The organism is candidate division WOR-3 bacterium, from assembly GCA_029858255.1.
GTDB lineage: Bacteria > Hydrothermota > Tepidihabitantia > SM23-42 > SM23-42 > SM23-42.
This window is the reverse complement of the sequence record JAOUFJ010000002.1, coordinates 185,843-206,060: the sequence shown is the minus strand read 5'-3', so window position 1 is coordinate 206,060 and position 20,218 is coordinate 185,843. Positions and strand designations below refer to the sequence as shown.

Here is a 20,218-nt window from a genome sequence, read left to right as displayed (position 1 = left end):
TTGTGTATCTTTTGTTTTAGTGTTTCACCTTCGTAACAGGACATGGCGATAAAGAGCTGGCCTTCATCAGTTTCGCCGATTTCGTGGATAGTGCATATATTGGGGTGATCCAGGGAAGAGGCAGATTGTGCTTCCTGCAGAAAGCGCTTCTTTGCAGTCGGATCATCTGAGAATTCGTGAGGGAGGAATTTAAGCGCGACCGTGCGCTTGAGTTTGGTGTCTTCTGCCTTATAGACAACGCCCATGCCACCACCGCCGATCTTTTGAAGTATCTTGTAGTGTGATACTTTTTTGCCTATCATCCGATAACCCCAGTTTACTACAGTTCAGATTATTATAGTATACGATAACCGATTGTCAATATCGGGGTCAAAAAAGTACCCCGTTCTTTCAATGGAAGAACGGGGCATTATAAATGAGATTAATATTGATGTCGTTGGCTACTTAGCTATGCTCCCGTTTGTGTAGGAATATCTGTCGCCGCGGTTTTCAGCACTGATGATTTGTCCTTTAACTTCGCTCGCAGTCGCTTGCTCGGCAAAATCTTTGTATACCGATTCACGTTCACGGGCGTGAAAAGGGAAGACGACTTTGGGTTGCACTGACTCTATGGTCAACAAAGCCTCTTCATTTTGCCAATCATTGCCTATCCTGAGGAACAGGATATCGGCGTCTTTCGCAACTTCACCCAAATAGTTCATGTCCTTTTTGAAGAGTTCGTACTGTGTCGTATCATGACTGTAGCCGCCCTGGTGGTAGATGACCAGTCCATCAACCCAGACGACAAAGGTGCCGCCTGCATCTTCGGCCTCTGGCGATTGAATCGTTTTTACTTCGATTTCGCCGATCTTTTTCGTCTCTCTTGGGCCGAGGCGAACATGCTCCGAATCCGTTGTATCGGGCCAGCCGAATACGTATGTGATGTTTGGGACGGATTCGTGCCAGGAGTATATTATCGAGTCATGATGATCGATGTGGTTATGCGTGACAAAGACGATGACATTCTGGTCTTTGATTTCATCGGTATTAATGTGGCCGTTGGCGAGATATGATTCGTCTGGCTGCTGACCATAGTTCCAATAGTCAAAGATCAATAAGTTGTTTTTGGTCTTTACGGCGACTCCGCTGTGTCCGAGATACCACAAAACTGCTTCATTGGTTTTGAGTTCTTTGTTCAGGAGGGGGGAGGGACCAAAATTCTTTTCTATATCCTTTGCTTTTGCGCCGTGCGCCGAGAGTACGTCTGCAACTTTCTTGTTGCCATGCTTTGCGGCATAGTATAATGGTGTTTTGCCGTCGTTGTCCTGGACGTTCACTTGCACGCCATGTTTTAGCAGCAAATCAACAACGTCCGTGTAGCCCTTTATGCTTGCCATGTGCAGGTATGACTTGCCGTCATCTGTGGTTATGCCCAAATCCGCGCCGCCGTCGATCAGCATTGCAGCGATATCGTCATAGCCCCAACGGATGGCAAAATGCAGAGGTGTCTCGCCAATGCTGTCCCGGATGTCCAAATTCGCTTTGTTGTCGATGAGCGACATCAGCGCATCCACACTGCGTTGTCTTGCCGCATAGTGGAGCGGACTTCTTCCGAAGATATCCTGATCATTGAGTCTTGCACCGTCGGCAATGAGCATTTCAGTGATTTCGGCATTACCAAAGTACGCTGCATATAACAGAACGCTCTGATTCACTGTGTTCAATGCATTAACATCTGCCTTTTCTGAGATCAAAAACCTGGCAATTTCCACCTGTCCGCCTGCGGCCGCATAGTGTAGTGGCGTGTGACCAGTTTCATCGGCAAGATTGACCAGTTCAGCGTTCTCTTCCACAAGAGTCTTTACCCTATCGATGTCGCCCTGTTGAGAGGCGTCATGGATCTCATCAGCCGCACCAACCATGACAAAGAGAAAAGTGAACACACCTATGAGGGTTTTGGCAAATCCCATATGAATCTTCATGACTATATCCTCCTTGTTGTTATCTAATATATCATAATTGAAAGCCTTACAGCATTCTCACAGATTAAAGGGGACAGGCTACTTTTTCACATATAATTGCAGGCTGTTGTGTTTTCTATATGTTAGCCGATGAGATGGTAGCAAACGTCCGCAGAGTCCTTCAAAAAGTAGCCTGTCCCCTTTACCTGATCAGCAACAGTTTCTGCGTTTCGATGTGACCATTAACTGACAGCGTGACGAAATAGACGCCATTGGGCGATTTCCGATTAGTTTGGTCCGTCCCGTCCCAACCAATATGCATAGCGCATGGAGCATAGGACATGGCGTTATACAAATTCCTGACCAAACGTCCCGAAGTATCATATATTCTGAGCTCTATGCACTTTGCGCTTTGCTCTATGCTAAAGCTGAGAGTCGACAGCTTCGAAAACGGATTCGGGCTGACGGCAAGTTGCGGGATTGCTGTTCTAGTTTGGTTTTCAGCGATCGCGAGTGGGTCGATTATGATGTCGCAGATCACAGTATCACCCGAAACAACGATATTTTTGACCGTTACGTGAGTATTGTGATTCCAATAGTCAGTGCTTGCAGGATAGCTCAGTGAATCGAACACAGTATTGTTGCTGTCTCCTGGATAGGGATCGCCAGGATCGCCAAGTTCATGATGGTAATAATGCGGATCTGGACGGTAACCCCATCCATTGTCGAGATCGTCGCAGCCGTCGGCTTCCTCGAGATCGACGCGGTTGTGGTAAGACGAATAGTGCGGGTCGATATGCCAGATGAGCAGTCCGCTACCAGGCAGCGGTGTATCAAATCCCTTGTTCTGTCGGTTCTCGAGGACAAAAAAAGTATCGTTCGCTATCCCATTTCTCCAGACCCGATATGCGACCGGATGAGTTTCTGCATCGAGTATTTCAAGGTTGAATGTATTACCGGTGATATCGATGGGTGTTAGCCAGTTAGTCTGGGTCTTGCACCAGGCATCGGCGTGCGAGGGGCTCCATGGCGTGTTGCCGCCAGCACCCCATGCGCCGTAGCCCATGAGACTCCAATAACCGACTCCCCACGTGTTACGCGAGCCGTCATAGAGGTCCGGTAAGCCGACAATGTGGCCCAGCTCGTGACACATGACACCAATACAGCATAGCGTCGTATCCAGGCTGGGTGTTACTAGATTGATCTCCGGAACGTTGGTAGCACCATCGATTGTGACACCGTCATTTGTTGGGTAATTAAAATAAGGTATTGCATGTGACCAGCAATTGTTGAGATCTCCGGTGTCTTCGCCACCTGGCCCTGCGTGTACAATGAATATGCCGTCAACGTGGCCGTCATTGTTCAGGTCATATTGACTGAAGTCAACGATGGCGTCGACCAGGGTTACGGCATCACTCGCAAGTTGGTGGCCGGTTGAGAGCATGTAGTATCCATCGTAGTAATAACTGTAAGGATTGACCGACATGTGCCATTGATTTCCGGCAATGCCACCCGTAACATCGGTTGTACCATATGAATTTTCTAGGAAGAAGTCATTCAAACTACCGACGCGGTACTGACCATTGTAGACACCGGTTGAAAAGAACATGCTGTCATATCTTGCCGGCGAGTGCTCGGTTGTGTTAGCCGGGTTGTCGCTGAATTGTATCAATATCGCGCAAGTCTCAATTGTGTAGTCGCGTAGGTTCTTTGGATGTTCCAGTGCCCTGCCCACTATGCAAGAGTGAGGTGCATCAACTTGATGCTGCGCCGGCATGGCAAAGATTATCGATGGTATTGAAAATCCCAGTATTGCGCTTATGTTAAGTATCAAAAAAATAGACTTATATCGGCTGAGCATTTTCTTGCCTCCTCATTCGGACTAATGATAATCATTATGCTACGTCATGTCAACTCATACCCATGCCCTTGACCAATTACTAAAAACGTGTAGAATGAGTAATCAACATTAAGGTAATTTTCCCGGGTATTATATTGCTGCTATCTGCTCAGGTGGTATCGGTCGCTCATCCTGCCGCCGAGCAGGGGAAGACTGACGTATTTCCGACAAGTGATACGATCCCATACTTTTTTTATCATGCATTGCCCTACGGAACACAGGCGAACTATAATCCCATGAACGTTATTATTAACGGTGGGTATGGTATTCTGCAAATTCCTAAATACGATGAGTACGATAGGATGATCTTTACGTATCCTTACGGAGAATGGGGTAGAAACGTGTGGGAAACCGTGCGGCATCCGCTGCGTACGATAAACGGTTTTGGATGGTGGCGTTTCATATCCACTGAGGTTCTGCCTCTGACAGTTAAGGAGAGGGGTAATCAATGGGTTCCCAACTATTTTCTGCATGTGATAGGTGGCGGTATGCACTTCCGGGCAACAGAGGAGTGGTACCGGTATCACGGATTCGGAGTCCCGAGGCTCTGGTCTGTTGGTACGATGCTGGCTTATCATGCCCTATCAGAGATCATTGAGAATAGAGGCAATGAAGAGTTGAGCGTAGATCATCTTGCGGATTTGTTCATTTTTGATCCCGCCGGCATGCTGCTCTTTTCCAGTGATAGGCTTTGTCGTTTCTTCTCCGAGAAATTGAACCTTGCCGAGTGGTCGATGCAGCCCGTTATCAATCTCAGAAACGGCAATCTTGAGAATATGGGACAGTTTTATGTCGCAAAATATCCCCTTACGAAAGAAAAAAACTGGCATTTGATGACACATTTCGGTCTACATGGTATGTTCGGGGTCACGCATCGCTGGGTTGATGGACAAGCTCTCAGCATCGCTGGCGGCTTCTTGGTGGAGAATCTCGTCAGAGTAGCACAAGAGGATACGGGCAGGGTGCTCACTGCGGTTCTGACCTGGCGCGCGGGAGTGTTCTATGATCGTAACAATTCACTTCTTGCTGCTCTTATGGTCTCCACGGCGCCAGAATACAGGATTAGATTGAACATTTACCCCGGTATTCTTAAGTTGGGGCCGTTCAGTCCAGGGGTTTTCATTTCAGGCAGCAAAGAATGGGTATTTGGCATGACTGTTCAATATGTGCCGCTCGGCGTCGGTTGGGGCAGGTGATGTGACTCTTCGACTGCGTATCTTGACTTTATACCCGATTTTCGGTAGAATCCAAGTAGCGGTCCCTAGATGAGGTTGGGAGGTTAAAATTTGTAGCTAAATATGAAATTTGGTGGATTTTTGAAATTAAAGATGCCTCATTCCAGAAGGATTGGAACGAGGCCACTGAAATTTGTAGGCAGATCGAAGATTTGGGATATTGAAATTAAAGATGCCTCATTCCAGAAGGATTGGAACGAGGCCACTGAAATTTGTAGGCAGATCAAAGATTTGGGGTTTTAAGATTGAGGATGCCTCATTCCAGAAGGATTGGAACGAGGCCACTGAAATTTGTAGGCAGATCAAAGATTTGGGGTTTTAAGATTGAGGATGCCTCATTCCAGAAGGATTGGAACGAGGCCACTGAAATTTCCAGCCAAATCAAAGATTTGGGGAAATTTCGTGGAGGCGGATGGGTGCTGGTGTGCCTGACGGGCTTCAAACCCGGATGTCCTTCGAAAGGGGGACGGTAGGTTCGATTCCTACACGCCTCCGCCACTCTTCTATTAAGAACACAAATACAGACTCATTTTCTCACATCGAATCCTAAAATTGGACAGAACCATACCGTATGGAAAGCACTCAACGGTCGAGTGTTGTTATTACCTTCCTGGAACTTGTATTAATATTAGGAGGAAACACTATGGAACCTAATGAGCACAAAACGATAAAGCATTTTACAGACCTGAGAGTGTGGCAGAAGTCACATGATCTATTCGTGTCGATATACCATACGATAGACAAACTGCCGCGGACGACAACAGCTGGGATCATCCTTGAGCAGCTACTGAGGAGCTCCGGGAACATCAGTGCGAGCATTGCTGAGGGATTCTATTCGAGGGGCCGCAGAAAATATGTTCGATACCTTGAAACGGCGCACTGCAGTGCTGCAGAAACAGAGAATTGGCTTATCAAACTTGCCGATTGTCATTGTATGGAAAACGAAATCGTGAAACCGTGGATTGAGACGTGCACTGATGTAGGGAAGATGCTTAATTCTCTCATGCGAAAACTCGAGGAGAGAGCAAAGACCACGCCTAAGACCGAAGATGCTTAGGATTGTTTACTACACGCTATGACCTGACTTTCTTACAGTTTCGCCTTTATCGCAGCGTATTCGGTTTCGTAATAGGGAAGATTGGTACCGCCGATTTTCTGTATTTCTTTATTTCCGTTATTTATACGGTCGCCCGCAGGTGGATGGGACATCAACAGTTTCTCAAAGGTATTGGGGGGACGTCCTTCCATTTGTTTGAATTTCTCAAAAATCTGCACCATCCCTTTCGGATTGTAACCAGCTTTCTTTGAATACAGAATTCCGTAATCATCAGCTTCGTATTCATTATCTCTGCCATAACCAAGCAGAATGACTCCTGCTGCGGCGTCGACCATTTGTCGTGCTGTTTGCCCCATTTTTTCGCCGAGAGCAACTTCCATTACGATGCTGTAGCCGTATGCTGCCTGGAGCCTTTTCACTGAATGCCTTGCCACAATATGTCCAACTTCGTGAGCCAGGACCGCAGCAAGCTGTGCTTCATTATCCATTTTTTTCATCAAGCCTTTGTAAATGTAGATGAAACCGCCAGGGCATGCAAACGCGTTTATTTCTTCGTTATCGAGTACTTTGAAGGAGTATGTGACGTCCTTTCTATCGCAGACTTTGGCAACCTTGCGTCCAACTTTACTGACGTAATTCTGAACTTCCGAATTATTGAGTATTTTTTCCGTTGACTCGACTTCCTTTACGACTTCTTTGCCAAGTTCGACTTCTGTATCGGTCGGGATCAGGATCAAGCTTTTCTTACCACCAGGCCCGGTGGTGGCACAGCTAATAATAAAAACAAACAATATGGGTACAATTAATAGCCTCTTCATACATAATTATAATGGATAAATCGGGGAAATCAAGACCCAATGGTACGAAAACGTTTTGTTCGTTATTATCGTTAATATCGCTAGTATCGTTGTGGCTTCGTTACGATATGCCTTTGTAATTCGTGTTCGTAGATCGTATTCGTTCCAATTGTTCATAAGGGTAGAACAGCATTTCGTGTTTAGATACTCCATCGAAGATATTCGTTTCTTGCCGTGAGGGCAGAGGTATAAGTCGTTAGCGGGAATAACGATAATAACGGGATTAACGGCGTGCTCGTGTGCTGTGTGATATTACCGTTGTACGGGTTTCGTGACCGTATGATGCTGGACTTCGTTATTCGTTGTACGCAACCTGAAGTGTTAGCGGTATTTTTGTCCCAACACCCTTACGTCGCCTCGTTTGATCGTGACACCGCGCGTGTCGAAATATATCAGAAGCGGCAGGACAAACTTGCGGCTTGCATCGAGCAGGTCGCGGAACTGGGAGACTCTTATTTCCTTATTTGTCTTCAAGAATTCGATGAGTTTTTGCTCTGCTGCTTTAACATAATTCTGGTGCAAGACAATGCCCTCGCCGGCATTTACCAGGAGCCCGGTATCGAGCATATAACGGTACGCTTTCTTTACGACGTTCTCAGGATCTAGGTTGCGGGTAACCACATCCTGGTAAGAGGGCGGTTTATAGCCGCCTTCAATGAAGAGCTGCTCGATTTTTTTGATCGTGGCATCGAGGTCTTTGTCGACCACTACTTTGTGCTCGAATAGATTGATCTTTCCGTCTGGCGTGAGGCGTACGATTTTCTCCTTTTCCATTTTTGCGAGTGTACGGTCCAGGAGAACTTTATCGAGACCGCGGCTGATATTCTTCAATAGTTCAAGGGCGGAAAGCCCGACGCCGGTCGGATTCGCCTTGTGGTAGGTGCCAAGATTTTCGACGATTTGCGCCTTCAGTTTTTCATGGTTCTTCTGGTGATAGTAAAACCCGCGTTTTTCGTCAAGACATATTATCTTTCCCTGCTGTATCAGATTTTCTATGAGGTTTTTCGTCTCTGCGAGGGGGAGGTTAACATCATGAGCGATTTCCTCGGGTTTCCTTGGAAGATCGAAATTCGCCAATAGATCCTCTTCTACGATCACAACGGGTTCACCGACTTCCATGCGCTGCAAATGGCTGATCAGTTCCTCATCAAACCCCTTTGCTTTTGTCGCTTTGGGCTCGATTATGAGGCCGCCACCAATGGTCATTTGTGGCGAATAGGATCTTATTACGTAATTATCGTTGATGTCGCAGACAGCCGGGGATTCCAATCTGAACTGAACCATTGCTTTTTGCCCTGGTCCGAGTGTTTTTTTATCGAGTAACACAACGCGGCCGAATATTTCATTTGTCCCGACGTGTATCCGCAATCTGCTGAAATTCTTCAGTGGCTTGCCAGCGGAAGACAATAGGTATAAAGATGCATTCAGGTATTCCGATGGTTCATAAAAACCGGGCTGGGCGAGCACATCACCGCGGTCGATCTCATCTTTGTCAGCGCCTACAAGGTTGATGGCTGCGCGGAATCCAGTGCCCACGGTATCTACTTTTTCATTATGGACTTCGATCCCCCTGACTTTGACACTTTTTTTCTCGGGTAGTAGCTCGACAGTATCCCCTATTTTGACTTTGCCTGATAAAACCGTGCCCGCAACCACGGTGCCAAATCCTTTTATCACGAACCGGCGGTCAATAGGCATCCTGAATATACCACGGTCGGTTTTTGGCTCGATCTGAGTGATCAGCTCGTCGAGGCATTTCCTGAGTTCTTCGATACCGTCTTTGGTGATATTTGAAACCTTAATGATCGGCGCATTCTCCAGAAAAGAATTAGTCAGGGCACGCTTCACATCGTCTATTACTACTTCCAGCATGTCTTTCTCAACAAGGTCTTTCTTTGTAATTACAACGATACCCTTTTTTATTCCGAGTAGTTTAAGAATCTCAAGGTGTTCGTGCGTTTGTGGCATTACTCCATCGTCAGCGGCGACCACGAAGATCACGAAGTCAATAGTCGATGCTCCGGCTACCATATGCCGAACGAATTTTTCATGACCCGGTACGTCGATGATAGTTACATCGGCGCTGTAAAAAACAAAGCCGAGGTCTGTGGTCATACCTCGCTCTTTCTCCTCCTTGAGCCGGTCCGGGTCGACACCGGTGAGTGCTTTTATCAAAGCGCTCTTTCCGTGATCAATGTGTCCCGCGGTACCGATAACGATGTGTTTCTTTCTCGTATCCATCACCTTCAGATTCCTTCGTTCTTGCTCGCGGTTGTTATTATTAGATAATACTGACCGTTTGCTGAAAATCCTAAATTCGAATATCTAAATACTAAGCAAATCCAAAATGTAAAATACAAATGATCAAAACACATGATCAGATTTTGAGGACTGTCTTGAAGGCTTCAAGTATTATCTTTTCCTCGCCCTTCACAACGGTGCGGAAGTCGAGGAGAACACTGTCTTCGGCAACCCTGGTAAAAACCGGTGTTTGGTATCGCCGCAGGGCATGTGCCAGATCGCTTGCCGCGATATCTTGTGATTTGATAGCCACCAGATAGGTGGGCAGCTGTTCTGTACTGAGTGAACCTCCGCCAATCTCACTGACGCCCGAGCGTACAGATACCTCGAGGATGCTGCCAAATGCAGCTTTCAGACCTCTCGCACAACGCTTCGCGCGAGATTTTATTTCATCTAATGGTTTAAGTAAAATGCCCAAAACGGCGTGATTTAATACTAAATCTTCCTCTTTGAGCAGAAACATTTGAAGCGTGGCTTCTAATGCAGCATTAGTTAGTTTATCGCATCTCAGCGCCCGGGTAAGCGGGTTTTTCTTTATTAACTCTATATGTTGCCTCTTACCGATAATAATTCCGCATTGTGGTCCGCCGATCAGTTTATCGCCGCTGAAACAGACTACGTCAGCTCCCGTGGCGATGCTCTCTTGTACCATAGGTTCTTTGGGCAGTCCATATGCGGCAAAATCGATCAGCGCTCCGCTTCCCAGGTCATCGATAACCGGGATATTGTGTTTTCTCCCCAGTTCGACAAGCTCATCCAATGGGACTTCTTTGGTGAAGCCAATAATACGGTAGTTTGACTGGTGCACGCGCAGTATCGCACCTGTGTTCTCATTTATTGCTCCTGTATAGTCCTTAAGATGTGTTCTATTGGTTGTGCCTATTTCGTGCATTATCGCACCGCTCTGCGCCATTATGTCTGGAATACGATATGCTCCACCGATCTCAATGAGTTGACCCCTTGACACGATTACCTCTTTGCCTTTTGCCATTGCACTGAGGATGAGCATTGTTGCGGCAGCGTTGTTGTTGACGATGATCCCGGCTTCGGCCCCGGTTAAGATCTGAAGCAAGCGATTGATCTTCTTGTAGCGGTCAGCCCGCTTTCCATCATCATCGATTTGCAACCGTGAATAGCCCATGGACATATCATGGATGACTTCTGCAATGTGTTTGTTAAACGGTGCACGGCCCAATCCCGTATGCAAAACAATACCGAGCGCATTGACCGCATAGCAGAAATAGGGAGTGATAAGATCCTGGATATCGGCTAAGATTGCTTTTTTCAAACGACTATCGTCGATTTTTTCACCGGCAATCAGAAGTTTTCGGTAGTTTTCTACGTTATCGCGTATGATCCTGGTTATATGGTCTTGGTTGAGGATTTTGAGAGATTCCTTTATTTCATCCCAGTTAAGGATTTTATCCACCGATGGAATATTTCTCAGTATTTCTTTAGTTTTCATGGCATCCTTCACGTGAAATTATAGTGATATGTATAATGATGTCAAGGTTGGGGTCGGAAATGATGGTCTATCTCCAGTCCATATGCACGGACAATCGATGAACTCTGTCAGAGCGACAGTGCAGCGCCAATTGCCCCGACATATTGGGGATACTCTGGAATGGTGACTTCCTTGAATATGCGTCTCATCGATTTGACAAGACCGGGATTAAGGGCGCCGCCGCCGCAGAACAATATTGGTTCCTCAATGCCTATCTGGCTGCCTATACCATCGATTCGCCGAACGAGCGCGTCGCACACCCCGGCAACGATGTCTTCAAGCCGTTTACCTTCTCCAACGAGACTAAGAATCTCTGTTTCGGCCATGACCACGCAAAGTGAATCAATGATTTCAGCACGGTCTGCATGCACGGCCAACTCGCCGAATTCGGCCAGGCTTAGGTCAAGGGCTTGCGCGATTTTCTCAACGAAATTTCCGGTCCCAGCCGCACAGCGGTCATTCATGACAAATCGGTCGACGCGCCCATCTTTGACTTTGATGATCTTGCTATCCTGCCCGCCGATATCGATGATAGTTCGAAGCTGAGGTTCGAAATAAGATGCACCTTTGGCAAATGCCGTGATTTCCGTTATCGTCTTGTCGGCCGTCGTGACGAGCTCCCGTCCGAATCCAGTAGCGACTATGCTGTCGTAGCCTCGGAGTTCATTCAGTGCTCTCTCGACCGCCAGTTTTGGCTTGAATGATGTTTTGAAAACGATCTTGTCCCTTATCCGGCCGTCAAACACAATTCCTTTTGTGTAGCTGGACCCAACGTCTAATCCCAATACCATCCGTTCTCCTTCGCTGCATTTATGAAAGCTGTCACGTTTTCGAAAGGGGCGTGGATGGGAACCTCGCAGCCTGTTGCTGCGATGTAACCCTTGTGCGCATTCATCGAGAGCTTCACCATTTCTTTTACTTCGCGTGCTATGACGTCCGGGGATGAAAAGGCGAGCAGCGATGTGTCATAGTTGCCGATCACGCGAATTTTCATAGATAATTTTTCAATTGTATCCGCTAGGCTCACACGGTCAATACTGATAAGGTCGGCGTGCGTCTCCGGAAGGATATGGATAATTGGCGTAGTGTCTCCACAAATATGTAGTATAACATCGAGGTCGTAACGGTGTAGAAAATCGATGAGTTTTCTTTCATAGGGGAGAGCGTATTGTTGATATGCTTTGGGGCTAATGACGCTCGACGACGCAAGGGGATCAACGATAATGGGCAGTCCACCGACATCTATGACATGGTAACATAATTCGATTGCCGCTGCGAGGGATTTCTCCATGACCGCCGCGACATGATCCGGTTCCTTGATTGTTTGGATGAGAAATTTGTTCGGGTCGGAGAGCATCATTCCGGTCGTGAATGGAGCAGGAATGTAGGCCAGTATGGGGATTCTGTCGCCGAGTGCGTCGTAAGCATATTCAATCGCATCGAGATACACCGGGAGTCTCGCATCTGAGGTCGGGATCGGTATCTCGATTTCTTCGATATCCTGTTTCTGGAGGGCCGGTATCCTCTGGATCGGCAGGTCGTTCTCTGGATATTCGAATTCCGTCCCCATTGCTTCAGCGATGATACCTACTTCTGAGAAAATTGATATCGCATCGTGCCCGTATTTTTCAATTGCTGCTATCTGCGCACGCGCCATGTTCTCACCATTCGTGTAATAATCTCTGAGCTTCATACCTTTGACCGTGGCGGCGTGCGATGTGATTAATGGTATTGTATTGCAGCGGTCGGGTTTTTCATCGATCACCAGCAGTCCAAATCTTTCACGTGGGGTCAGAATATCGCTCATTTCAGCATCTCGATGAAGGCAGCGATTCGTGTCTTGAGCTGTTCGGTTATTCCCAGTGGCGCAGGGATGTCGATCGCGAGCACGGGCACGTTTTTCAAATTTTGTTCGATTAGCCTAGTCTCCATTGAACAATGGGAACAACCCAACATGTTGGTGATGATGACTCCTGCGATCCTGCCGGAAGCAATGTTTTCGGAAATATGACGGATTCTCTCTTCGGTTGAACCGATGAGGGAGGCGTTCATGAACGACCTGGCAAGGGCGCGGAAGGGTTCGATATCTTCCTCGATCTCGGTAAGTGCCTGGTTGATGACATATTCGGTCGCCACGACACGGCCGCCCATGTCCTCAACAATATTTAGCAGCAATGGGTCTGCGGTAGGGGTGACCCACGCAAGTGGTATCGCATCCGAATGAAGGACTCCGATTCCTTTTTTGACACGACCGGTGACCGTTTCTTTGATCATCTCCAGGATGTCCAACCATTCATCGGTATCCGCGTAGCCATATAGATTGCCGAATTCTATGACCATCATCTCAAGACCGGGAAATGGTGCGGTGTCGGCCTCAGTTGTAAGGTTTTTTATATCATCTACCAATCGGCGCAGTCTGTTGTTCTTTTTGATACTTTCTCTGAGTTTTTCGAGATCACCAATATTGGTCAGCGCCTGCATTTTTTGCCAGACGCGCTTGTATTCATTCACCAAGTATGTTTCGAAACGTTCGGGATATTGAAAACCATGCTCTGTTCCAGAATATTTTTCCTCCGCGTGGTAGTCCCGCAATTTCCTGCGATAGGGGATTTCGAGCCAGTTCAATTCATAACCGAGGTCTGCAACCATCTGCATGATACACGAGTAATCATCGCAGGATGCGCCAGTTGATGCAAACAACAGATCCGGTTTTGGGAAGTATGCCATTTTGTAAAAAGCAGCAAGTGTTGAACGTACAAAACAACTGGCTTCGGGCGTGCCGAGTTCACTCGCCTTATCGAGAAGCACCGTAGATTCGTTGAAGAACGGCGTCCACCATGTGCAGTCGGGGTAGAACGGAATACAGTCAGGAAACGCCATGGCGATAACGGGTATCGTCCCAAGGTCGCCCATTGTTGCGATTATGCGTTTACCGCTCTGCCGCGCCCTGAACAGTCTTTCAGATTCATTGAGCGTAAACCCCCAGAGCCTGAGCGCGGCTAGTGAATTGTCGAATTTCAATTTTCTGAGTTCCCTGGCACCGTAGACCATGAACGTTGCCGGCGGAGACAGATAATGACCCCACTCATCATTAGTGTAATACCTGTACTTTTTTATTTGCGAATCGTCGAGCATACGGAACTGTCTGCTCCACTCCTTGAGACTGATCTTCTGCGGAATTAGATCCTCGAACATAGCATCTCCGCAAAGGCCTCGATTCGTGTCCTCAACTGGCTGTTACCCTGATAGGAAAAATCACTCCGTATCCTTAATACCGGGAGGTTGAATACCTTTTCGATCTTCTGCAGTTCGAACTCATGAACATCGCAGTAATCCAGTGTCCATGCAATTATACCGATGCATCTCAGTCTGGCAATCTCCATGGCTACGAAGTCGTAGTACTTCTGATGCGGTCTTTTGTACAGGCACGGCGGTTGGTTGTAATACGCTTTCTTGATGCCGTCGATACTCTGTCCTTCGATCTTGATGTGAAGGGGTCGAGAAAGTCCGCAATTGAAATCACCTACAATACGGAGATTTTCTTCTATCAATTGAAGGATATGATTTGCCTCGTACGTGATAGCGCTGCCTAATAAGTATAACCTTGGTCTATCTGAGGGGTTCTGACAGAAAGTGACATTCTCATCAAACGACCCTTTATGATAGCCGGCCATTACGCTATGGAAGTCTGTCGTCGATACGAGTGACGGGTGGGCTGCTCTCTTTTCGTCGATGATCCGTAATTCTGCGCGCATTCCTTCCCATTTGGATATTTCTTCCCGGATCATCTCGTCGGTGAATTTCATATGGGAAAAGTGTTCGAGTTGTTTTACCAGCCAGTCAATTTCATCATTATACATCGCAGGGTTGTCGGTTCTCGGGTTATTCACCATATACACTGGTATGTTCGTCTGTTCGCTCAGGACATCGAACATTCTGCGAGACATGTCGCACCCGGTTGTACCAATCAGCGCGGCGAATTTGTCTGCATTCTGGATGGCATAAGCGAGATTTGATTTCACCATGGGACAAGCATCTACCCTTACGAAGCGTTCCCCTTGCTTCGAAAGGTCTATATCGCCATGGAGGAGTCGGTATGGCTGCAATCCAGTAGCGGAGAGTATTTCGACTGGTATGTAAGAGCACGCATAGCCGATCAACTTCATTTTTGTACTCCATATTCACGGCCGCACTCACGGGCGAATCGGAGCATGGCCTTGATATTTGCCGGCTCTGTGTGGGGTGGAACGTCGCACGCTGTGGACAGGATTATGAATTCATTTTTGAACGCATTTTCCACCTCTGATCTCATGCATTTCAGGTCTCCGTTCAATATCGTATCGGTTCCTACACCACCCATTTTTAAAGTCTCTGTCCGAATGTTGATGCCTTCTATACTCAGGATATCAGCGTCCAGGTCATCAAGATATTCTGATATTGCGCCTACGTCTCCACAGATGTGGACGCCAACGATTGCGCCGCTAGTTTTTGCTTTTGCCACCATCGTCTTTAGCCCTGTGAATGCATATTTCAGGAATATTGCGGGCGATATTACGCTCGATGATGCGAGGGGGTCTCCGATCATAATGTTGACACCGACGGACAAAATTCTCTCCAAATATCCCAGTTGGTATTGTAGTGCTTCCTGCAAGAGCTGCGAGGCCTCTGTTTCTTTTTTCAAAACTATCTTCAGATAATGCTCGATGCCATCGAGGAAGGCAGCGAGAGTGAAGGGACCTTTGATGGAAACGAATATCGGAACGTCGATGCTGCTCCTTAGAATGTCCGCCGCATGGATGATCTCTTCAGTGCGATCGACAGAATGCACCGTTGCAGATCCGATCAGAGCGGGGTAAGGGTCAAGTTCGACCGGGCAGCCAAGCGCCTGTGCTTCAACGTAGGGATCCGAGAAAACCAGCACCATATCGTAGCCATAGAGTTCATAGGTGTACTGCAGGACATGGGCGAGTTTTTCTCCATCTTCTGCAACCTCCTTGAATTTGAGGTTTAGTAGATACGCGCCGTGGTCAGCGCAGACCATCGGAAATACGGCAAAATATTTTTGATGATTTATGACGGCAGAGATTCTATCCACTGAGCAGTTTCTCGATCAGTCTAACTGCAGAAGGTCCATCCGGGCTGTAGCCATCGGCCTTGATACTTGCAGCGAATTCCTCATTCACCGGTGCCCCTCCGACGATGACCTTTAATCCACGACGCAAGTTGCGTTTCTCCAATTCCTTTAGTATATCAGCCATAAGTGTCATTGTGGTGGTCATTAGGCTCGACAATGCGAGTATATCCGGTCTTTCTTTGTCTACTGCCTTGATGAAGTCCTCAACGGGTACGTCACGTCCCAGGTCAACGACTTCGTAGCCTGCTGCTTCCATCATGACCTTAACGATATTCTTGCCGATATCGTGTATGTCTCCTTCCACTACGCCAAACACAATTCTTGCTTTGGGCTTACGGGATGATTTTCCGATGAGCGGTTTTAATATATCGAATCCCGCGTAGAATGCTTCAGAGCAGAGTAGGACTTCGGGCACGTAGTATTCCTTGCGTGCGAATAGCGATGCTACCTCCTGCATTCCGGAGATCAACCCTTTTTCAAGGATGTCAACCGGCTCGATCTTTTCGTTCAGCGCACTGGATACCAGCTCACTTACTTTCTCCTCATCCATTTCTATGACTGCTTCTTTTATCGATTCAAGCAATGAACCTCCAGATAACACGTGTATAATAATGGTACGTCATGCCCCAGTCAAGTGTTTAGCCTGACTTTTTTTCGTGACGTGGTTCAATTGCGGGGTGCCTCTGTGTAAAATTGAAGACGCCCCGGTATTCGTTATTTTTGTCCGATAAAAAGGCCCCTACCGACTTTATGTTCGTGAGAAGCTTTTTGCCAGATCGTTACCAGGTTCGAGGCAAAGTCGAACAGGTCCTTCCCAAAATTATCCAGAATCGTAGGTTTCAAATCAACGTGCACTTTTTCGTAGTAATCATCAAAACACTCTGCATATTCGTCGGTCTGGTCTCTTGCTTCAAGTACATTAAAGCCGTTCTGTTTCAGCAGGTCCTGATAGCCTTGAAAAGATTCCATGTACGGGAAAGCCATAGTCTCGAGCAATGGGTCGAGTTCTTGCTTTGATATCTCTCCAGTGATTATCCAGTCGGTGAAGGCGATCTTGCCACCTGGCTTGAGCACGCGGTGCGCTTCCTGGATAAGCCTGTTTTTGTCAGTGACATAGCACCATGCTTCCTGACCCCATACTACATCAAAGGTTTCTTTCTTGAAAGGAAGGTCCAGGGCATTGCCTTCATAGTATTCTATGAGTTCTTCGAGTTTCGCTTCCTTTGTGCGCTGTCGTGCCTTGTCAAGCATCGTTTTCGTAGCATCGACGCCTTTGACCTTGACACCGTATTTTGAGGCGAGGTGGCGTGCCGGTGCACCCAAAGCGCTGCATATGTCACATACGACCATACCTTTCTTGAGCCCAACCTTTTGTGCCAGTGCGTCGGTTGCCTCTGGACCGCCTGAGTGGATCTGTTCTCCCATTACTGCTTCCCACAGTAGTCCTCCAGGACCATCATACACGTCCTGCACGTCTTTTATCGTGAAGTCCTTTATGTACTTCATGCTACTCTCCTTTCGTTTTTTGTGGACCATGACCATCGTCTTTATGTTTTGCCATTAAAGCGGCTCCTATCGCACCCACTATCTGGGGTTCGGCCGGTGACAGTATTTTCATATTCAATTTCTTTTTCAATAGCATGGTCATGCATCCGTTCTTTGCCACGCCTCCGGCAAAAACCAGTGGGTCCTCGAATCCTGTTCTGCCCATGAGGGACAAAATGCGGTTGAGTATTGACTGGTGTAAACCGAGCGCGATATTCTCGCGTTCTTCTCCGCGTGATATCAGAGATACGACTTCAGACTCGGCAAATACCGTGCACATAGAATTGATTGCCACGGCTTCATTGGCTTCTGCAGCAGCGGTACTGAATTCATCCAGAGTGTATCCAAGTGTGGTTGCCATGACTTCGAGAAACTTTCCTGTTCCAGCGGCGCATTTATCATTCATTTCAAATTCCTTTACCTTGCCGCCGTGCACACGTATTACCTTGCTGTCCTGTCCGCCTATATCGAGGATGGTGCGCACGTCCGGGAATAGGAAATGAGCGCCGATTGCATAGGCTTTGATTTCCGTAATGATACGGCAATTAAGGTGCGATTGTGCAAGATATCTTCCGTATCCAGTGGCGACAAGGGCATCATATTTTTGGTCGCCTAATACGCTCTGGAAATTTTTTGGAAGATCGACGCCAGTATCTGTTATTGCGTAATCAATGACCTTATTTCCATCCATCAGGACTCTTTTTATTGTGCGTGAGCCGATATCGATACCCGCCGTTATTATTGTTCCTCCTTAACTTAGTTGCTCGAGAAAAGCGTCGATACGCGTGCGGAGTTGTCCCATGTCTTCTTCAGCGTAATCGGTTTCGATTTTGATATTGGGGATGCTTTTCTTGCTCAGAATGCCGGCGACCCTTATTGCTTCAACATTGTAACCGTGACAGTATTGAAGAATATATTGTACGACGCCGTCGACGGTGCGGTCATCGACAATTCTCTCGATCGACTTCATACGCTCGTTGTTCGGAGAGAAGCAGGCGCAATCTATCTTCATGTAACGGTCGGCCAACGCACGGAGTTGTTTATCTATTTCGTGGGCTCCGTCTTCGACCAGATCGTTGAAATAGCGCGTCCCGGTGCACGTTTCGTCCACAACAATTGCAGCGCCTGATTTTTCTATCAGTGAGTGCACTTTCCAGTTACCCATGACAGAAGGACAACCTGATATCATAATACGCTTGACGCCTTTACTGAATGGCGAAATACTCCGGTGCACACGGTCATCGAGTTCATTGTTGAGTTCTATAAGATGTTCAGTGAACCGGGCAGGATCGTCGTTGAGTGCAGCCTGCATGACGACAAGCGCATCGAGACCGCTGATAGTCGGCGGGTCCAATTTGCGATACTCGTTCAATTTCTGAAGCGCGCGTCGTTTGTCATTCATGATATTTATTGTTTCAGCCAATCTGTTTGCTTCCACCTTCTTCCCCGTGAGTTCTTCAACCCTGTTCTTAAAATCCAAAACGGCCTGATACCATAATTTGAAATCCAGATCGGTCTTCTTCTGGGGGACTTCCATAACGTGGAAATTTACCACATCCCAGGCCTTCTTTTTTGCATCGCATGTAGTTTCGCCAACGCCCAGGTCTTTGATCGGACCGTAGGGGCAGGTTTTCGAGAGGGCGAGTCCAAATGTTGATTTGATCAGCGGGCAAATGTTCCTAGGAAACATCTTCTCACCATACGGGATAGAGAATTGTGTTCCGCCGCAAAGCGCCACTGGGATCGCATCAGCAGCCATGGCGATCTCGTCGGGTACATAGATACAGAATGTGCCGATGAATTTTTTACCTGTTTTTCTGGCTTCGATGAGTTCAGCAACTCGGCCGCCGTGTGACTCGTGTAGGACATGATCGAAGTATGCCATGGAAGCAGGGCGTTCGTTTTGCTTCCCGACCGTTTGTTGGAAAGTATTGTCGATTGATCTGAGCAATTCCTTGTGTAGTTCGACATCAAGACCTAATTCCTTCCACATTTGCTCATGATTGTTCATTTTCTTTCTCCTACGTTCTTCTGTAAAATAGTCTGCAAAAACAATGCCCGTCTTTGAAGATCTCATTCTTCATTTCAGGACAGGGACAAGGGGTATCCTTGTGGGGATTCAGCGGGTGGTTTTGCTTACATGGACAATAATATTTACCGAATTCAGTGTTATTCATAGTCATGAGGCCGATTACTTTTCGGAGTCTATCTTCATCGGGATTGAGTACGTACCCATTGTCCTGTGCTATTTTATTGATCCTCGCGAGATTTTCAGCGTACTCTGTGGTGCCTACGACCGTATCCCATTTATTTGCCATTACCGAACCTCCTTTTGTTGATCATAATTTTGTATGGCTGCTGTTAAGCAGCGTGCAGTTTTTGACGGATTTGTTAGATGATTCTTGTGGGGTGGTTGTGAATGGACTCGACCGAGCCCTCGGTTGTGCAGAGTCACTTTCTACCACCATAAGAATGAACATCTCCACAAAGGCAGAAATTCATTGATTTATGTGACTGTGTTTTTGAAGGGGTTATTCTGATGAAATAGAGGTTGATATGATTTCGCACCCGACCGGGTTGCGATAAGATGCACTTCATATCTTTCCTCCGTTGTGGTACAGAACATGCAAATTCATCCTATAGAGAATACTCAATTGAGAAATGATGTCAATGGTCTATTTTTTTGTGCGTTCAGGTTCGATTTACACAGACTGCACGGGGGTACTGTGTAGGAAAGGGTGTCAG

Annotated in this window: 18 protein-coding genes and 1 tRNA gene; 3 read left to right on the top strand and 16 right to left on the bottom strand. The window is 47.1% G+C overall.

Translation table 11 applies throughout. The features are described from left to right. The 3 genes from OEV79_02135 to OEV79_02125 form a co-directional block, all read right to left on the bottom strand. Nucleotides 1-302, bottom strand: a 302-nt coding sequence (locus OEV79_02135; GenBank protein ID MDH4210230.1) for a protein kinase, incomplete at its 3' end; no start/stop codon positions are given. 138 nt (nt 303-440) lie between these two features. Continuing rightward, nucleotides 441-1,961: an ankyrin repeat domain-containing protein gene (locus OEV79_02130; GenBank protein ID MDH4210229.1), complete on the bottom strand. Its 1,521-nt coding sequence runs from the start codon at nt 1,959-1,961 to the stop codon at nt 441-443. A gap of 181 nt (nt 1,962-2,142) precedes the next feature. Then, a complete protein-coding gene (locus OEV79_02125; protein MDH4210228.1) occupies nt 2,143-3,801 on the bottom strand; it encodes a M6 family metalloprotease domain-containing protein in 1,659 nt (552 codons plus the stop codon). A 275-nt stretch (nt 3,802-4,076) separates the two neighbouring features. Between OEV79_02125 and OEV79_02120 the strand changes: the two genes are divergently transcribed. From OEV79_02120 to OEV79_02110, 3 genes are all read left to right on the top strand, one after another. Next, on the top strand, nt 4,077-5,036 hold the full coding sequence (locus OEV79_02120) for a hypothetical protein (protein MDH4210227.1): 960 nt from the start codon (nt 4,077-4,079) through the stop codon (nt 5,034-5,036). 443 nt (nt 5,037-5,479) lie between these two features. After that, nucleotides 5,480-5,573 (top strand) — tRNA-Sec (locus OEV79_02115). A 145-nt stretch (nt 5,574-5,718) separates the two neighbouring features. After that, a complete protein-coding gene (locus OEV79_02110; protein ID MDH4210226.1) occupies nt 5,719-6,132 on the top strand; it encodes a four helix bundle protein in 414 nt (137 codons plus the stop codon). Between the two features lie 32 nt (nt 6,133-6,164). Here OEV79_02110 and OEV79_02105 read toward each other — a convergent pair whose 3' ends face one another. The 13 genes from OEV79_02105 to OEV79_02045 form a co-directional block, all read right to left on the bottom strand. After that, nucleotides 6,165-6,950 carry a M48 family metallopeptidase gene (locus OEV79_02105; protein ID MDH4210225.1) on the bottom strand — a complete coding sequence of 262 codons (786 nt, stop codon included), beginning with the start codon at nt 6,948-6,950 and terminating at the stop codon, nt 6,165-6,167. 360 nt (nt 6,951-7,310) lie between these two features. After that, on the bottom strand, nt 7,311-9,230 hold the full coding sequence (gene selB / locus OEV79_02100) for a selenocysteine-specific translation elongation factor (protein MDH4210224.1): 1,920 nt from the start codon (nt 9,228-9,230) through the stop codon (nt 7,311-7,313). A 136-nt stretch (nt 9,231-9,366) separates the two neighbouring features. Then, complete coding sequence (gene selA, locus OEV79_02095; protein MDH4210223.1) at nt 9,367-10,767, bottom strand: L-seryl-tRNA(Sec) selenium transferase; 1,401 nt, start codon at nt 10,765-10,767, stop codon at nt 9,367-9,369. A gap of 95 nt (nt 10,768-10,862) precedes the next feature. Further along, nucleotides 10,863-11,585 (bottom strand): acyl-CoA dehydratase activase, encoded by a 723-nt coding sequence (locus OEV79_02090; protein MDH4210222.1) that lies wholly within the window; start codon nt 11,583-11,585, stop codon nt 10,863-10,865. Continuing rightward, nucleotides 11,570-12,601: a uroporphyrinogen decarboxylase family protein gene (locus OEV79_02085; protein MDH4210221.1), complete on the bottom strand. Its 1,032-nt coding sequence runs from the start codon at nt 12,599-12,601 to the stop codon at nt 11,570-11,572. The genes OEV79_02090 and OEV79_02085 overlap by 16 nt, the downstream gene beginning before the upstream one ends. After that, on the bottom strand, nt 12,598-13,989 hold the full coding sequence (locus OEV79_02080) for a 2-hydroxyacyl-CoA dehydratase family protein (GenBank protein MDH4210220.1): 1,392 nt from the start codon (nt 13,987-13,989) through the stop codon (nt 12,598-12,600). Before OEV79_02080 ends, OEV79_02085 begins: the two co-directional genes overlap by 4 nt. Beyond that, on the bottom strand, nt 13,974-14,960 hold the full coding sequence (locus tag OEV79_02075; GenBank protein MDH4210219.1) for a 2-hydroxyacyl-CoA dehydratase family protein: 987 nt from the start codon (nt 14,958-14,960) through the stop codon (nt 13,974-13,976). The genes OEV79_02080 and OEV79_02075 overlap by 16 nt, the downstream gene beginning before the upstream one ends. Beyond that, complete coding sequence (locus tag OEV79_02070) at nt 14,957-15,889, bottom strand: hypothetical protein (protein MDH4210218.1); 933 nt, start codon at nt 15,887-15,889, stop codon at nt 14,957-14,959. The genes OEV79_02075 and OEV79_02070 overlap by 4 nt, the downstream gene beginning before the upstream one ends. Next, on the bottom strand, nt 15,882-16,511 hold the full coding sequence (locus OEV79_02065) for a corrinoid protein (protein MDH4210217.1): 630 nt from the start codon (nt 16,509-16,511) through the stop codon (nt 15,882-15,884). Before OEV79_02065 ends, OEV79_02070 begins: the two co-directional genes overlap by 8 nt. 131 nt (nt 16,512-16,642) lie before the next feature. Beyond that, nucleotides 16,643-17,434, bottom strand: a complete 792-nt coding sequence (locus OEV79_02060) for a methyltransferase domain-containing protein (protein ID MDH4210216.1) — start codon at nt 17,432-17,434, stop codon at nt 16,643-16,645. 1 nt (nt 17,435) lies between these two features. Then, nucleotides 17,436-18,215 carry an acyl-CoA dehydratase activase gene (locus OEV79_02055; protein ID MDH4210215.1) on the bottom strand — a complete coding sequence of 260 codons (780 nt, stop codon included), beginning with the start codon at nt 18,213-18,215 and terminating at the stop codon, nt 17,436-17,438. 9 nt (nt 18,216-18,224) lie between these two features. Beyond that, entirely contained in the window at nt 18,225-19,484 is a 1,260-nt protein-coding gene (locus tag OEV79_02050) for a double-cubane-cluster-containing anaerobic reductase (protein MDH4210214.1), read from the bottom strand. A gap of 10 nt (nt 19,485-19,494) precedes the next feature. Next, nucleotides 19,495-19,791, bottom strand: coding sequence for a ferredoxin:thioredoxin reductase (locus OEV79_02045; GenBank protein ID MDH4210213.1), 297 nt, complete (start codon nt 19,789-19,791; stop codon nt 19,495-19,497). Between the last annotated feature and the right edge of the window lie 427 nt (nt 19,792-20,218).